The organism is Sporosarcina sp. Marseille-Q4943 (assembly GCF_943736995.1).
GTDB lineage: Bacteria > Bacillota > Bacilli > Bacillales_A > Planococcaceae > Sporosarcina.
Genome location: NZ_OX031157.1, coordinates 589586 through 603223, shown reverse-complemented (window position 1 = coordinate 603223; position 13638 = coordinate 589586). Strand labels below are relative to the sequence as shown.

The window sequence follows — 13638 nt, the reverse complement described above, 5'->3', positions numbered from 1 at the left end:
CTTGCAGCGGAGATATTAGGCTTATTTTAATGAAAAAGATTTCCTACGAAAAAAGTTTAAGAACAATAGCAGTTATCGATTATTTCCCATGAGTTGTCAATCAATTCAAAAGAGTTATCGATCACCAGGCGACGTAATGCCTTAAAATCCGAGCAAAACTTTATGGTACATCAAAAAAATACCCCTACATCGGACAAAGGATGTAGGGGCATACTATTTAAAGTCATTTATTGTTTTTTCTTTTTCGCCTTACGCAGCTCGGCAAATTCCTTCGCGATCTCTTCATTCATATCACCAGGTTTGATTTTCTGGTTTTTTGGCGTTTGTGGCAAGGAATTTTTGTTGTTTCCGCCTGTTTTATTATTATGGTTATCTCTTCCCATCGTTGTCGCTCCTTTCAATTTGCTATCCTACATACTATGGCTTTCGAACATTGTTTTATGCCGAATCGGGCACATTTCACGTCACGTTGAATATGCTGAACATGAACGTCAAAAATGTTTGGAGGCTAAAATTGAATGAATAACATTAACGAAACGAATAACGTGAATCCTAATTGGGAAGGCAACTGGCAAAATCCAAGATTCCGCCGAATCTCAATGGTTCGGGCAATAGAGATTGCGTTGCAGCGTGTGCCTGGTGAAGCCATCAAGGCCGAATTGGAATTTGATGACGGTGTTTTGCAATATGAAATTGAAATCCGGACAAATCAAGGCGCTAAATATGAAGTGAGAGTAGATGCAGTAACCGGGCAAGTTCTGAGGGTGAAATTGGATTAAACCTACCGACGTATTACTGAACCTCCCGTTTTAGATTGGTGGGGAAAGGGTATGTTATAAAGAAGCATACTATAAGGAGGTTCGGGATATATGTCACTAAGTGAAGAACTGAAGAAATTGAAGGAATTCGAATGTGATTCTCGCTGTGTGTTGAGTGTGTACTTAAATACGAACCCTGCAGACCCGGAACAACAAAATGGAGCATGGAAAATCCATTTGAAGAACGGTTTGAAGCGCATCCACGAGTATTTAGAAGCGTCCAAAGATGAAAAAGAAATTAAAGCGTATAAAAAACTGAAGGAAAAAGTAACGAAGGAAATCGAAAACAATCAAAACGACTTGAATAAAGGGGTCGTTATTTTTGCGTCTTTAGATCCTGAATTATGGTCAGTTCATTATGTGCAAGTGCAAGTAAAGACAAGCTTCCACTGGGAAGACCATCCGGTAGTTGAAGAAATGGAGTATATGTTAAAGGCTTATCCAGAGGCGGGCATCATCCTACCGAGCTTTGGAGATGTGCGTATTTTGGATACGGCGATGGGATTTGTGAATGACGAGAAGACTTATGAATTCGACTCGGGTCTAGAAGTGTGGAAAGAGCAACAAAGCGTGCGTTCATCATTACAACGCGGTGCTGGAGGAGGCCAGAGTGATGGCCTCGATGATCGTCTACGAGAAAATCTTGAACGTTTTTATAAAGAACTTGGCGTAACCGTCGAAAAGATGCGGAAAGATCGTAACTGGAAGGAATTATACGTAGTCGGCGAAGCGGAATTAGCAAACTCATTTGCCAAAACGCTTCGAACTAAGCCGAACAACTGCATTTATAAGAACCTGAACAATGTCGAATCCAAAAAAGTGCTCCATCAAGTTTTTGAAAAATAGCATACAATTGAACCGTCTCTATGTTGGGGACGGTTTTTATTATTGTACGAATACACGCCCGTCAACATATCATAAAGAAAACGGTTGATGGGAGGTTGAACTATGGGATTGTTTTTTAATAAAAAGAATCACTCGGATCTTTACAAAGGCGATAACATTGCAGAAAGAAATCAGGCCATCTATCGAACTGATTCGTTGTCACAGTCGATGCATGAACAAAAGAAAGCATTCGACATGATGAATGAAAAGTATAACGAAATGGAAAAACAACTACAAAAACAAAGAAGAATCCAATCCGATCGGTGGAAATCGACAGGGAAACGCTTCGATGAACTACTGGATTATCAATCGCAACATCGCCAGTTTGAACGGGAAGCGATGGAAACATTGGAACGTCTAGATCGAAAACATATTGAGCTTCAAAAAATGATTGAAAACAAAAGGAGAATAAACGAAGAGCTTGTTGATCAAATCAATATACTGAACCAATCAAATGCTGAAATTGCAGAACGGTTGGAGAAATTCGATACCGACCAAGAGAAACTCCTTACGAAAATGGACGCCCAAATCGAAAAGCAGGATCAATTCTCCCTTTCATTGGAAGAGCAGAAGACGGCTCAAATTGAAATTGTGGAACGGATTGAGCAGCATGAAGGGTTAATTGAAAAATTGTTAAGGCAAATGGATTTTCTAAGGTCGGTCATTTTTGAACGGTCGAATTTTCTAGCAGAGAAAATTGACAAAAGCTACCGACTTACAACGACTTATATTGGCAGCTTGAGGGGGAAATCCAATCATTCCGACTCCAACTGATTTGAAGACCAGTCTGTTTGCATTTTGCAAACGGACTTTTTTGACGATTTCCCCCTCTATAGCCTATAGCAGGCATCATTCTTACAACAGCTCAATATAATAGGAGGGAAAGGAGGTCACAATGAATTGAATGAAAATGAAAAGGAAAAACCGCAAGAAAAGACTAATCAACCTGCCAAAGCTGAAGGCAACAAAACCTCTATCGGATTAACAGAGAACGTGGGAGGATTGCTTTGCTATATTTTTATCATCGGTCTCATTTTTCTGTTTGTGGAAAAAGAAAACCGTTTCATCCGATTCCACGCTTTGCAATCCGTATTTATGTCAATTGTAATTCTTTTGATCAGCATTGTATTGGGCTTCATTCCATTCTTCGGTGCCTTTGCAAGCCTGTTATTAAGTCCGCTCGCATTTGTGCTTATGATCTTTATGATGTATCAAGCTTATCAAGGAAACTATTATAAGCTTCCGTTCATTGGAGACGTAGTGGAGAATCAATTGGAAAAGCCATAATGAAAAGCCGCTAAAGATGGTGTACATCAAAGCGGCTTACTTTTTGTAATAACTTAATAGTTCAGGCCTCCTGCTAGAAAAATAAATATCCAAAAGAAGACTTTCATCGCCAACGTGATGCTTCCTAAAATAATCCCTGCAACCGCCATCCCTTTACCAATCTGTTTTTCCTTCCCTGCGACACCAAAGATGATCGCTAGAATACCCAATAGATAAGGAATGAGAGGTATAAGATTCAACACGACTCCTAAAATCCCCAATACAAGCGAACTGACCGCCATCCCGTTTGTTTGTTGATGTTCACCTTCCACGATATCACCCCCACTTTCTCAGCGTATGCAAAAGTCGGGGACAAATTGAATGAATACACATTAAGAATGTAAATGTTCTAATAAGATAGTAAAATATCATTCTATCATCAATTTGGAAATGATATACTATACATTGGATAGAGAAGCGCATAGTACCTGAGGAGGGAAATCATGATACATTTTGCAAAACCGACTGTGGAGCAATTTTTCAGAACGTACACAATTACGAATTTCGCTGTGAACAAGGATGAAACGAAGCTCATTTTCAATTCCAATCTAAACGGCAAGATGAATTTATGGGCGATGGACTTGCCTGGTTCTTACCCGTATTTGTTTGCTCATCGGGACGAGTCATGCAATTTTATCAAGTTCGATTCGGACAATCGGTATGTGTTGGCGGGGTATGACAATAACGGAGACGAAAACTATCAAATTTACGCCATTCCGTTTGAGGGGGGACTTCCCCAACCGCTAATTACAGGAGAAGCGGACGAGAAATATTATTTCAGTCATTTAAGTGACGATGGAAACCGAATCTATTATGTGACATCTGTCGATAATCCATCATTTTTGAATACGCATATGCACAACTTGGAAAGCGGCATCGATACATTGTTGAATCTTGGGGAGACGTCACCGACCGAACTAGCTGCAGTATCGGATGATGAAACGGCATTCGTCTACTCGCAAGCGTACGCAAATACGTATGTCGTCAGCTTCGTGAAAGTCGGGGAAGAAACATTTCACTTGACGCCGGATCCGAAGAAAGTACATGTCGCCTATGACCCTGTATTTACGGATGATAACACGATTCTTTTCGTGACGGACTATGAGAGTGATCAAACCTACATTGCGAAATTTGATGTGGCGACGAAATCCTTTTCGAAAGTGTTGGAAGTGGAAGGGGAGAGTGTCCGAACGATCAAATGGAATAAAGAAACGGGAGACATCCATTTCCTTACGATTAAAGGTGTAGTTGACAAATACTATCGCACTGATGTAAATGGTGGAAAGCTAGAAGAATGCTCCTTGCCAGTCGATGTCGTCGATCAAATCCGTATTGCAAAGTCCGGCAACGTTTACATTTTAGGTAGGAGTGCTACAGTTCCTCATAATATCTACAAATCGGAGGACGGGAGCGAGTGGACAAGACTTACTGAAAACAGAGTGCTCGGCGTGAGTGAAGAAGGCATGGTTGAACCTGACGTCGTTTCCTATACTTCGTTTGATGGTTTGGAAATCGAGGCTCTTTTATTCAAAGCGAAAGAAGAGAATGCGAATGGATACACCATCTTCTGGCCGCACGGCGGTCCGCAGTCGTCCGAACGCAAAATGTTCCGTTCGATGTTCCAATGTTTCCTGAATAGAGGCTATAACATTTTTGCACCGAACTTCCGAGGAAGCACGGGCTATGGCTCGGAATTCACGAAAATGGTCGAGCGGGATTGGGGAGAAGGCCCACGCCTGGACTGTCTGGCAGGAATCGAGTGGTTGTTCGACAATGGCATCACAGACCGGGACCGCCTATTCCTCGTAGGTGGCAGCTATGGCGGCTATATGGCGTTGCTGCTGCACGGTCGTCATGCAGAATACTTCAAGGCGGTAGTGGACATTTTTGGAGTGTCCGATTTATTTACATTCGTCAATTCCGTTCCGCCTCACTGGAAGCCGATGATGGATCGATGGTTAGGCGACCCGGAGCGGGATAAGGAGCGCTTCATCAAAGATTCACCTGTCACGTATCTCGACGGTATGGTGAAGCCGATGTTGGTCATCCAAGGTGCGAAGGATCCGCGTGTCGTGAAAGAAGAATCTGACCAGATTGTCGCGAAGTTGTCCGAATTACGACGCGATGTTGAATATCTGGTATTGGATGACGAAGGGCATGGGTTCTCGAAGAAAGAAAATGAAGTAAACGTGTATAGCCGCATGCTGGAGTTTTTGGAGAAGCATCAAAACTGAGTGGAATTTGAAAAGCTGTCCGCTGACATTGACTGGCGGACAGCTTTTTTCAATCTCTGCAAGTGATCATAAACCCAGAAAAGTGATCAATCCCAATCCTGCCTCTGCATATCTTCCGCAACGAGTTGCAAATCGTCAGCAGAAATCGTCAGCACATCATAATCGCTCGTCTCAGCAAATTTCACAGCCATCTTCTTCATAAACTTCGGGGAACCTTCATTTTCTTCGTCATAGACAATCAGGATCGCATCCGAATTCCGCAGCAGAAACTTATCGCGCTCGATGAATTGCCATGGGGCTTCATAAGGGCGTTTCGTTAAACTCACAGAGTAATCCGCATGGGCAAGGATGAATTGATAAGTTTCCTTTTTCGCCTCGTTCCAATTCTTCTCCTGTTCCTGAAAGGGAGTGATAACGGCGAACTTCAAATCCGGATAGGTCTCTTGCAAGTCGATCACTGTTTCCGCAGCCCACGTCTCCACTCCCGGTTGCCCGCTGATGATTACCCATTCGAGGCCGCTATCGAGTAGGGGAGTCAATCGGTTTTCCAACGCCTTTTTTATGATGCCGATGCCTGGGTGCTTATCATTGAAGATGCCTAATTCATGCGCTTTATAGCCTGTTATAACAAGTCTTTTTATCATTTGCTCATGTCCTCGATCACGGCATTCGCCAGTTTTGAAATGACCATATCACCCATAGGCGGGTTATGCAATCCTGCCCGGACATACCGGTAGGGAAAAGCGGTAAGTTTTTCCGTCTGTTCAGCAGATCCCCGTATTGTATTTTCGAGCTTGCTTAATTTATCCATCCATTCCCTTTGTAGATCAGTTGTGATGAAAAGCTCCTTTGACATAAAGACACATCCTTTATTCAACGTTTAAGTTATGTCTATTATACGTGACGATCCATAGTTTGTTGGAAAAATGGTCTGTTAGGTTTTGTGATCAAAATATAATTATTAATCTATCAATTCCTGAAATTTCGGTCTACAATAAACAGTAATACGTTCATTGAAACAGGGGGATGAAACATGGAGATAAGAGAGTTAGGTCCGCAAGATGCTGAAGCCTATTTTCAAATTCGATTAGAGGCTTTGTATACGAATCCAGAAGCATTTGGATCAAGTTATGAAGAGGAGAAGAAGCAAACAGCTGATAAGTATAGAGAAAGGTTTCAAGCTGCTGATTCCTTCACATTCGGCGCTTTTGCTGAGTCGAAACTAATCGGAGTCATCACGCTATTGACGGAGAAGACGATGAAATTAAAACATCGTTCAACAATCGTTGCGATGTACGTGACACCTGAAAAGCGAGGGGAGGGCGTCGCAAAGGCGCTTATGAATGAAGCGATCAATAAGGCAAGATCCTTGGAAAGGATAGAACAAGTGTATCTGACGGTTGTAAGTTCAAATGTAGCTGCAAAAAGTCTATATACTTCGCTCGGTTTCGAAGTGTACGGCACTGAGAAAAGAGCATTGAAACTCGATAACACTTACTTGGATGAAGATTTGATGGTTCTGTTTTTACACGAATAGAACTTGAACTGACTCTTACGTTCCCAGATGTTTAGTTTTCCTTCAATTTAGGAACAGTTAGAGGAGACAACAAATGAGGAGTGATGCAGATGGGTGCAAAAGAAACAGCACGTAAAATCTTGGACGAGAGCTATGTCGGAACGATGGCGACTGTCCAACAAGGCAAGCCTTTCAGTAGGTACATGACATTTTTCAACGAGGACTTCACGCTTTACACGGCGACTTCAAAAAAGACCGATAAAGTGGAAGAGCTTGAGCGGAATCCGAATACGCATATTTTGATTGGCTATGAAGGGGAAGGTTTCGGGGATGCGTATTTGGAAATCATGGGAACCGTAATGATTTCCGATGAGGAAAGCTTGAAAGAGAAGGTCTGGAATGAACATATGAAACCATGGTTTACTGGGCCTGACGATCCGAACCTCGTCATCCTGAAAGTTACACCCGACGCCATGCGACTTATGAATAAAAAGGGAGAACAACCTCAGGATATTCAATTTTAATAGTAAATGAAGGATCCCTTGCCGATGTTATGGCAAGGGATTTTTCTGGCATTCAGTCGTTCACGTTCTCATTTAAAAGTACCAATGTACTACCTCCTAATTATGTACATAGTTACCTTTAACCAATAAATAAAACAAAAAACAGACAAAAGTAGGCGGAATAATAAAAAAAGTATTGATTGTATTCATGATAAGGTATAATGATAAAAATTCAGTGGAGACACTAGGAATAGAAGTGAGTGATTGAATGAAACAACGTGAACAATGGACATCGAAAATCGGATTTGTATTGGCGGCTGCCGGCAGTGCCATCGGGTTGGGCGCCATATGGAAGTTTCCTTATATGGCAGGAACGAATGGTGGAAGTGTTTTTGTGTTGCTATTCATTATTTGTACATTGGCAATCGGATTGCCGATCCTGCTTGCTGAATTTGTCATCGGGAGAAGGGGACAGCAAGATGCCGTCACTTCTTTACAAAACTTGGCGCCAGGACGGCCGTGGTTTTTGATCGGATGGATGGGGTTGCTAAGTTCCTTCATCCTATTATCATTTTATAGTGTTGTGGGCGGGTGGATTCTTTCTTACTTGGCAAGAGCATTACTGTTTCGTCTGGATACTTCCGATTATGCTGGGCTTTTCAATGCCATTATAGCGAGCCCGGGAGAAGTGCTCATCGCTCAGGCGGTGTTCATGATTTTGACGATCTGGATTGTCCAAAGCGGTATTCGTGGTGGAATTGAGCGTGCGAGCCGCTGGATGATGCCTTTGCTCTTCATCTTCTTCATCGTCTTGGCGATACGGTCTTTGACACTTGATGGAGCAATGGAAGGGATCCGCTTCCTATTCGTGCCGGATTGGTCGTATTTGACCGGGAAGACGTTATTGCTAGCACTCGGACAGGCATTCTTCTCGTTAAGCGTCGGTGTCACAGCGATGATGACTTACGCATCCTATTTACCTAAAGAGGAGCGTCTAGGACAATCCGCTTTCAATGTGTCTATCTTGAATATTTTCATCTCTTTATTAGCGGGTATCGTCATTTTTCCAGCGGTATTTGCGCTCGGACAATCGCCTGCAGAAGGACCGGGATTGATCTTTGTCGTATTGCCGGCCATCTTCAATGAAATCCCGTTTGGCGGATTCTTTTTGATTCTGTTCTTTATTTTATTATTGTTTGCGACGTTGACGTCATCGATTTCCATGTTGGAGATTGTCGTTTCGACGGGGATTCGTAAGAAACTTGAAAAGAGACGCACAGCCGCATGGGTGTTTGGATTGTTGATTTTCATCGTAGGTATTCCAAGTGCATTGTCATTCGGGGTATTATCCGATGTGAAGATGCCTGGAGGAACTTTCTTCGATTTCGCGGATATTTTGACGAGCAGGATCGGACTCCCGATAGGGGCGCTCCTCATTTCTATATTTGCAGGTCATGTGTTATCGACTGCTGATACAGATGATGAGCTGCGAATGAATAGTGGGCTGAATAAAGCATGGAAGTTTATCGTCCGCTTCATTGCACCGCTAGCCATCATTATCATTTTCATTGCATCGTTTGTTCAGTAATAACTTTTGAAAGCATTTCTTCGTAATGAAGAGTGCTTTTTTCTTTTGTGGATTGAATTTCCCCCTTTTCATTCTCACTAAAAGGAAGGAATACCAAAACAAATGGAGAATTTTAATTGGAAAGAGAATTAAAGGAGAGATCATATGGAAGTAAAAACGATTGCGACTTTTGAATGTGAATTGATCAAAAAAGAGTACCGATTGATTGGGCAAAGTATAACAGCGAAATTTCCGGAGTCGTTCCCGGACGCTGCCATGAAGGTTCAAATGAATTTTGAAAAGCGGATAGATGAAGTCGTAAATTGCAAGAATAGGCATGTCTTAATCAGTCCGTATATGTGCAACGATATTGTTGCCACTTATTTCGCATGTGTGGAAGTTGACGAACTTACTCATATTCCTGAAGGGATGATTGAATTTACAATTCCGATGATGGAATATGCAAAAATCAGCTGTTCCAATAAAACAATCGATCAAGGGTATTCGAAGTTATTTGCGTGGGTGAGCGAGAATGGATATAAGCAAAAGTGGTATGACAAATCATTTCCTATCGAAATCTTCTATCTTGAAGAGGGAGCTGAGGAAGAAGTAGTTGAAATCTTACTACCTATACAATGATTGGAGAACCGGCTATCTTGAAAATGAGCCGGTTTTTTCACTTGCATATATAAGCATATAATTATATGATACTGACGGGGAGTGATGATAAATGAAAACAATTGGGTCGATTGATTTGCAAAAAGCATCTCAAATATTAAAGCTTCTCGGGGATAAGACGAGACTGACGATGATGAAATTGCTTGAGTCACATGATTGCTGCGTGTGTGAATTTGTCGAAATCTTTAAGATGAGCCAGCCGGCGATCAGTCAACATCTACGAAAATTAAGGGATATCGAATTGGTGAAAGAGGAGCGTAGGGGACAGTGGATCTTTTATTCAATTAATCAGGAACACGAAGACTATCCTTTGATTTCAAGCATCCTTCATCATTTGCCGGATCAAGGAAACTCCATTGAAGAGTTGGAAGCGCAAGGATTGCGCATTTGTTGTAAGTAAGGAGGAACTAAAGTTTTGTATTCAGTCATTACTGCGTCACTGATTTTTATTATTACGCTCATTTTTGTCATTTGGCAGCCTAGAAACCTTTCGATTGGATGGTCGGCATGTGCCGGGGCGATCATTGCGTTGCTGCTAGGTGTCGTTGACTATACGGATGTGCTCGATGTCACGGGCATCGTTTGGAATGCGACACTCGCTTTCATTGCAATCATCATCATCTCTTTAATACTAGATGAAATCGGCTTTTTCGAATGGTCTGCCTTACATATGGCCCGATTAGCCAAGGGAAGCGGGCTGCGTATGTTCGTGTATGTCAGCCTCCTTGGCGCGATCGTGGCGGCGTTGTTCGCGAATGACGGCGCGGCGTTGATTTTGACGCCGATTGTATTGGCGATGGTTCGGAATTTGAAGTTTAGCGATAAAATGATATTTCCATTCATTATTGCAAGTGGTTTTATCGCAGATACGACATCGTTGCCGTTAGTCGTGAGCAACTTGGTCAATATCGTTTCCGCTGACTTTTTCGGCATCGGTTTTGTGGAATATGCTTCACGGATGATCGTTCCGAACTTATTTTCATTAGTCGCGAGTATTGTTGTTTTGTATTTGTTTTTTAGAAAGAGCATTCCTGGAAATTATGACGTGTCCGAATTGAAACAACCGAAAGAAGCCATCAAAGATCACAAGATGTTCCGGTTAGCATGGGGAGTCCTCGGCATATTGCTCATTGGGTACTTCTCCAGTGAATTCATTGGGCTGCCGGTTTCGTTCATCGCTGGAATTGTAGCCATCTTCTTTTTAATCATGGCGAAACGAAGTCCTGCTGTACACACGAAACAAGTGTTGAAAGGGGCGCCTTGGGCAATCGTCTTCTTCTCGATTGGCATGTATGTCGTTGTGTACGGGTTGAAAAACGCGGGGTTAACGGCAGTGTTGGCGGATGTAATTCAACTAGCTGCGGACCAAGGCCTCTTCGTCGCCACGGTTTCAATGGGCTTCATTGCAGCATTTTTATCATCAATCATGAACAATATGCCAACTGTCATGATTGATGCACTCGCAATTGCGGAAACGAGTACGTCAGGACCGATTCGGGAAGCGCTCATCTATGCGAACGTCATCGGGTCGGATTTAGGCCCGAAAATTACACCGATTGGTTCCCTCGCCACATTACTCTGGTTGCATGTCCTCTCGCAAAAAGGAGTGAAAATCGGCTGGGGAACATACTTTAAAGTCGGAATCATTCTGACGATCCCTACGCTTTTCATCACCCTAGTCGGATTGTACGTATGGTTATTGATTATCTAATAAAGATAAAGGAAGTGGTAAATATGGAGAAAAAGATTATTTACTTCCTCTGTACCGGCAACTCTTGCCGTAGCCAAATGGCTGAAGGATGGGGGAAAAGGATTCTCGGTGATGAATGGGATGTTAAAAGCGCCGGCATTGAAGCACACGGAGTCAATCCGAACGCAATAAAAGCGATGCGTGAAGTCGGAATCGACATTTCAAATCAGACGTCAGATCTTATTGATATGCACATACTGAACAATGCCGATTTTATCGTCACACTATGCGGAGACGCCGCTGATAATTGCCCGTTGACACCGCCCCATAGTAAACGTGCTCACTGGGGATTCGATGATCCAGCAAAAGCAACGGGAACGGAAGAGGAGAAGTGGACATTCTTCCAGCGGGTGCGAGACGAAATTGGTCGGAGAATTGAACGATTCAACGAAACTGGGGAATGAGCAGGAATTAAATGCTTTGTTAACGGCCGCCAACGTTATCTTCTAAAATTATTACATGTGAACATCATTTGAACGCGTAAATAATTGTAGAGGATACGTGCATGTCGTCCCATTTGTGTGTCTTCATATAAATAGGGATGTAAACGTCGAAGTAATTCATGATCGCAATGGCAACGATCCCCGTATAGGCGATAACATTTATCGTGCGCTTTACACGCGGCATCGACTTCGTTAACTGGCTCGCCTGGTCCGTTGCAACGCGGACCACACCAATTATATCCCGGAAATAGACAGAATCGAAAACCTCTATTTTCCTTGCGTAGCAAAATATAAACCTCCTTTTTTAGTTGTTTTCACAATAAATGACCATTATTGTATTTTATTCCGCTATATGCGATAACACATAAGCAGGAACCTATGGAATAACAAAATCCCTTAGCGCTATTTTCGTAGCGTAAAGGGATTTTTTTAACGGTTTACCAGCATGTAGAATTGTTCTGTAGCGTTCATTTTGGCGAATTTCCCCGAGACGTGCTATTATTTCCATCTTCCAAAGTGAACAATGAAAAACTGTATAAACATAGGAAGAATATAAACCTTAATTGGAATAAAATCTTCCTTTTTTTGTTACATCGTGCTCTTACAGAAAGAATAAAAAAGAGCGACCAATCCTTTCATAAGAAGTGATTTGGGAGATTGGAATGTTCGAGACTGATTACTATGAAAACAATAACTTCCTTGTTTGATAACCAAATGACTTAATCTGAAAAATAATTTATTTTTATTACTTATTTATAAAATTTGACTATCTGACGTAGAAAATGTGACAGTTATATAACTGTTTATTGAACGGTTTGTGACGGGATTCCTCTTTTTTAGATAAAGTTTTTATGAAGTGTGCACTTACTAATTGTTTTTCGCATTTTATTATATTAAGATAAACCTCTAGTTCAAGGAACTGCTAAATACGATAATTTCAAATGCTGTTTCTATAGCTTATAGAACGCAAGAAAGGGGTACTTCCATGAAAAGGAATTGGACGCTTTTAAGCCTAGTTGTCGGTATTCTTGCATTGTTGGCGGGTTGTGAACCGGTAATGGTGTTAGATCCGAAAGGGCCTCAAGCTGAAACAATATCCAATGTAATTTGGATTTCAATTGCAACGATGGCGATTGTTGTTATTGCTGTCTTCGCTTTGTTGGTATATGTCGTTGTGAAATATCGAGCTTCGAAACAAGATGCGGATTATGAACCGCCGCATATCGAAGGAAATCCAATCGTTGAATCGATTATCGTCGGTATACCAATTATCATTATCATTTTCCTATCTATCGTCACTGTAAAGTCCACTTATGAAGTGGAGGCGACACCGAAAGGATATGAAGATCAGAAACCATTGGTTGTTTACGCTTCTTCCTCTGACTGGAAATGGCATTTCAGTTATCCAGAAGAAAATATTGAAACGGTGAACTATTTGTATATCCCGACTGATCGAGCATTGGAATTTAGACTTTACTCATACGGTCCGATTACAAGCTTCTGGATTCCACAACTGGGCGGACAGAAATATGCGATGTCCGATATGATCACCACTTTGCATTTGGCAGCTGATGTGCCTGGCGAATATATGGGAAGAAACGCGAACTTCAGCGGGAAAGGCTTCGCTGAAAACATCTTCCATGTAGAGGCAATGCCAGCAGACGAATTCGATAAGTGGGTCGAAGAAGTGAAGACGACTGCCGAACCTCTAACAGAAGAGAAGTTCACTGAGTTGCTGAAACCGGGCCATCTTGGGCAAATGACATTCAGTGGAACCCACTTGGAGTTTTTGCCGCCGCCAGAAGGGCACAATCATGGATCAAGTCAATCTGAAGAGCATGCACATCATTCAGATGACGCTCATGGCGATGTTGAGAAGGATCATTCGGACCATTAATGAATTTTACTAGAATCCACA

General features: G+C 42.1%; 18 protein-coding genes. 13 read left to right on the top strand and 5 right to left on the bottom strand.

All coding sequences use genetic code 11. The features are described from left to right. Nucleotides 1–227: 227 nt before the first annotated feature. The gene (locus NIT04_RS11835; RefSeq protein WP_252503805.1) at nucleotides 228–383 is read right to left on the bottom strand and encodes a YfhD family protein; all 156 of its coding nucleotides are present in this window, start codon (nucleotides 381–383) and stop codon (nucleotides 228–230) included. A gap of 135 nt (nucleotides 384–518) precedes the next feature. Here NIT04_RS11835 and NIT04_RS11830 point away from each other — a divergent pair, with 135 nt between their 5' ends. The 4 genes from NIT04_RS11830 to NIT04_RS11815 all read left to right on the top strand — a co-directional run bounded on the left by NIT04_RS11830 (nucleotide 519) and on the right by NIT04_RS11815 (nucleotide 2990). Beyond that, nucleotides 519–779 carry a PepSY domain-containing protein gene (locus NIT04_RS11830; RefSeq protein WP_252503804.1) on the top strand — a complete coding sequence of 87 codons (261 nt, stop codon included), beginning with the start codon at nucleotides 519–521 and terminating at the stop codon, nucleotides 777–779. Between the two features lie 90 nt (nucleotides 780–869). Then, complete coding sequence (locus NIT04_RS11825) at nucleotides 870–1664, top strand: VLRF1 family aeRF1-type release factor (RefSeq protein WP_252503803.1); 795 nt, start codon at nucleotides 870–872, stop codon at nucleotides 1662–1664. A gap of 102 nt (nucleotides 1665–1766) precedes the next feature. Then, a complete protein-coding gene (locus tag NIT04_RS11820) occupies nucleotides 1767–2477 on the top strand; it encodes a hypothetical protein (protein WP_252503802.1) in 711 nt (236 codons plus the stop codon). A gap of 126 nt (nucleotides 2478–2603) precedes the next feature. Further along, nucleotides 2604–2990 (top strand): DUF4870 domain-containing protein, encoded by a 387-nt coding sequence (locus tag NIT04_RS11815; RefSeq protein ID WP_252503801.1) that lies wholly within the window; start codon nucleotides 2604–2606, stop codon nucleotides 2988–2990. A gap of 53 nt (nucleotides 2991–3043) precedes the next feature. Here the strand turns inward: NIT04_RS11815 and NIT04_RS11810 are convergent, their stop codons facing one another. Beyond that, on the bottom strand, nucleotides 3044–3301 hold the full coding sequence (locus NIT04_RS11810) for a DUF4190 domain-containing protein (RefSeq protein WP_252503800.1): 258 nt from the start codon (nucleotides 3299–3301) through the stop codon (nucleotides 3044–3046). Nucleotides 3302–3472: 171 nt separating this feature from the next. Between NIT04_RS11810 and NIT04_RS11805 the strand changes: the two genes are divergently transcribed. Beyond that, a complete protein-coding gene (locus NIT04_RS11805) occupies nucleotides 3473–5263 on the top strand; it encodes a S9 family peptidase (protein ID WP_252503799.1) in 1791 nt (596 codons plus the stop codon). Nucleotides 5264–5349: 86 nt separating this feature from the next. Here the strand turns inward: NIT04_RS11805 and NIT04_RS11800 are convergent, their stop codons facing one another. Then, nucleotides 5350–5907 (bottom strand): SLOG family protein, encoded by a 558-nt coding sequence (locus tag NIT04_RS11800; protein ID WP_252503798.1) that lies wholly within the window; start codon nucleotides 5905–5907, stop codon nucleotides 5350–5352. Continuing rightward, nucleotides 5904–6119: a hypothetical protein gene (locus NIT04_RS11795; protein WP_252503797.1), complete on the bottom strand. Its 216-nt coding sequence runs from the start codon at nucleotides 6117–6119 to the stop codon at nucleotides 5904–5906. Before NIT04_RS11795 ends, NIT04_RS11800 begins: the two co-directional genes overlap by 4 nt. A 177-nt stretch (nucleotides 6120–6296) precedes the next feature. Here NIT04_RS11795 and NIT04_RS11790 point away from each other — a divergent pair, with 177 nt between their 5' ends. The 7 genes from NIT04_RS11790 to arsC all read left to right on the top strand — a co-directional run bounded on the left by NIT04_RS11790 (nucleotide 6297) and on the right by arsC (nucleotide 11681). After that, nucleotides 6297–6800 carry a GNAT family N-acetyltransferase gene (locus NIT04_RS11790; RefSeq protein WP_252503796.1) on the top strand — a complete coding sequence of 168 codons (504 nt, stop codon included), beginning with the start codon at nucleotides 6297–6299 and terminating at the stop codon, nucleotides 6798–6800. Nucleotides 6801–6889: 89 nt separating this feature from the next. Then, nucleotides 6890–7303 (top strand): pyridoxamine 5'-phosphate oxidase family protein, encoded by a 414-nt coding sequence (locus NIT04_RS11785; RefSeq protein ID WP_252503795.1) that lies wholly within the window; start codon nucleotides 6890–6892, stop codon nucleotides 7301–7303. A gap of 247 nt (nucleotides 7304–7550) precedes the next feature. Then, a complete protein-coding gene (locus NIT04_RS11780; RefSeq protein WP_252503794.1) occupies nucleotides 7551–8870 on the top strand; it encodes a sodium-dependent transporter in 1320 nt (439 codons plus the stop codon). Nucleotides 8871–9014: 144 nt separating this feature from the next. Beyond that, nucleotides 9015–9488 carry a GyrI-like domain-containing protein gene (locus NIT04_RS11775; RefSeq protein WP_252503793.1) on the top strand — a complete coding sequence of 158 codons (474 nt, stop codon included), beginning with the start codon at nucleotides 9015–9017 and terminating at the stop codon, nucleotides 9486–9488. Between the two features lie 91 nt (nucleotides 9489–9579). After that, nucleotides 9580–9927 carry a metalloregulator ArsR/SmtB family transcription factor gene (locus NIT04_RS11770; RefSeq protein WP_252503792.1) on the top strand — a complete coding sequence of 116 codons (348 nt, stop codon included), beginning with the start codon at nucleotides 9580–9582 and terminating at the stop codon, nucleotides 9925–9927. A gap of 15 nt (nucleotides 9928–9942) precedes the next feature. Continuing rightward, complete coding sequence (locus NIT04_RS11765) at nucleotides 9943–11238, top strand: arsenic transporter (RefSeq protein WP_252503791.1); 1296 nt, start codon at nucleotides 9943–9945, stop codon at nucleotides 11236–11238. A 23-nt stretch (nucleotides 11239–11261) separates the two neighbouring features. After that, complete coding sequence (arsC, locus tag NIT04_RS11760) at nucleotides 11262–11681, top strand: arsenate reductase (thioredoxin) (protein ID WP_252503790.1); 420 nt, start codon at nucleotides 11262–11264, stop codon at nucleotides 11679–11681. Nucleotides 11682–11716: 35 nt separating this feature from the next. On the opposite strand, the gene NIT04_RS11755 is transcribed toward arsC, so the two are convergent. Further along, the gene (locus NIT04_RS11755) at nucleotides 11717–12007 is read right to left on the bottom strand and encodes a phospholipase (RefSeq protein ID WP_252503789.1); all 291 of its coding nucleotides are present in this window, start codon (nucleotides 12005–12007) and stop codon (nucleotides 11717–11719) included. 698 nt (nucleotides 12008–12705) lie between these two features. On the opposite strand from NIT04_RS11755, the gene qoxA reads away from it, so the two are divergent. Beyond that, nucleotides 12706–13617: a cytochrome aa3 quinol oxidase subunit II gene (gene qoxA, locus NIT04_RS11750; protein ID WP_252503788.1), complete on the top strand. Its 912-nt coding sequence runs from the start codon at nucleotides 12706–12708 to the stop codon at nucleotides 13615–13617. Nucleotides 13618–13638 lie beyond the last annotated feature (21 nt).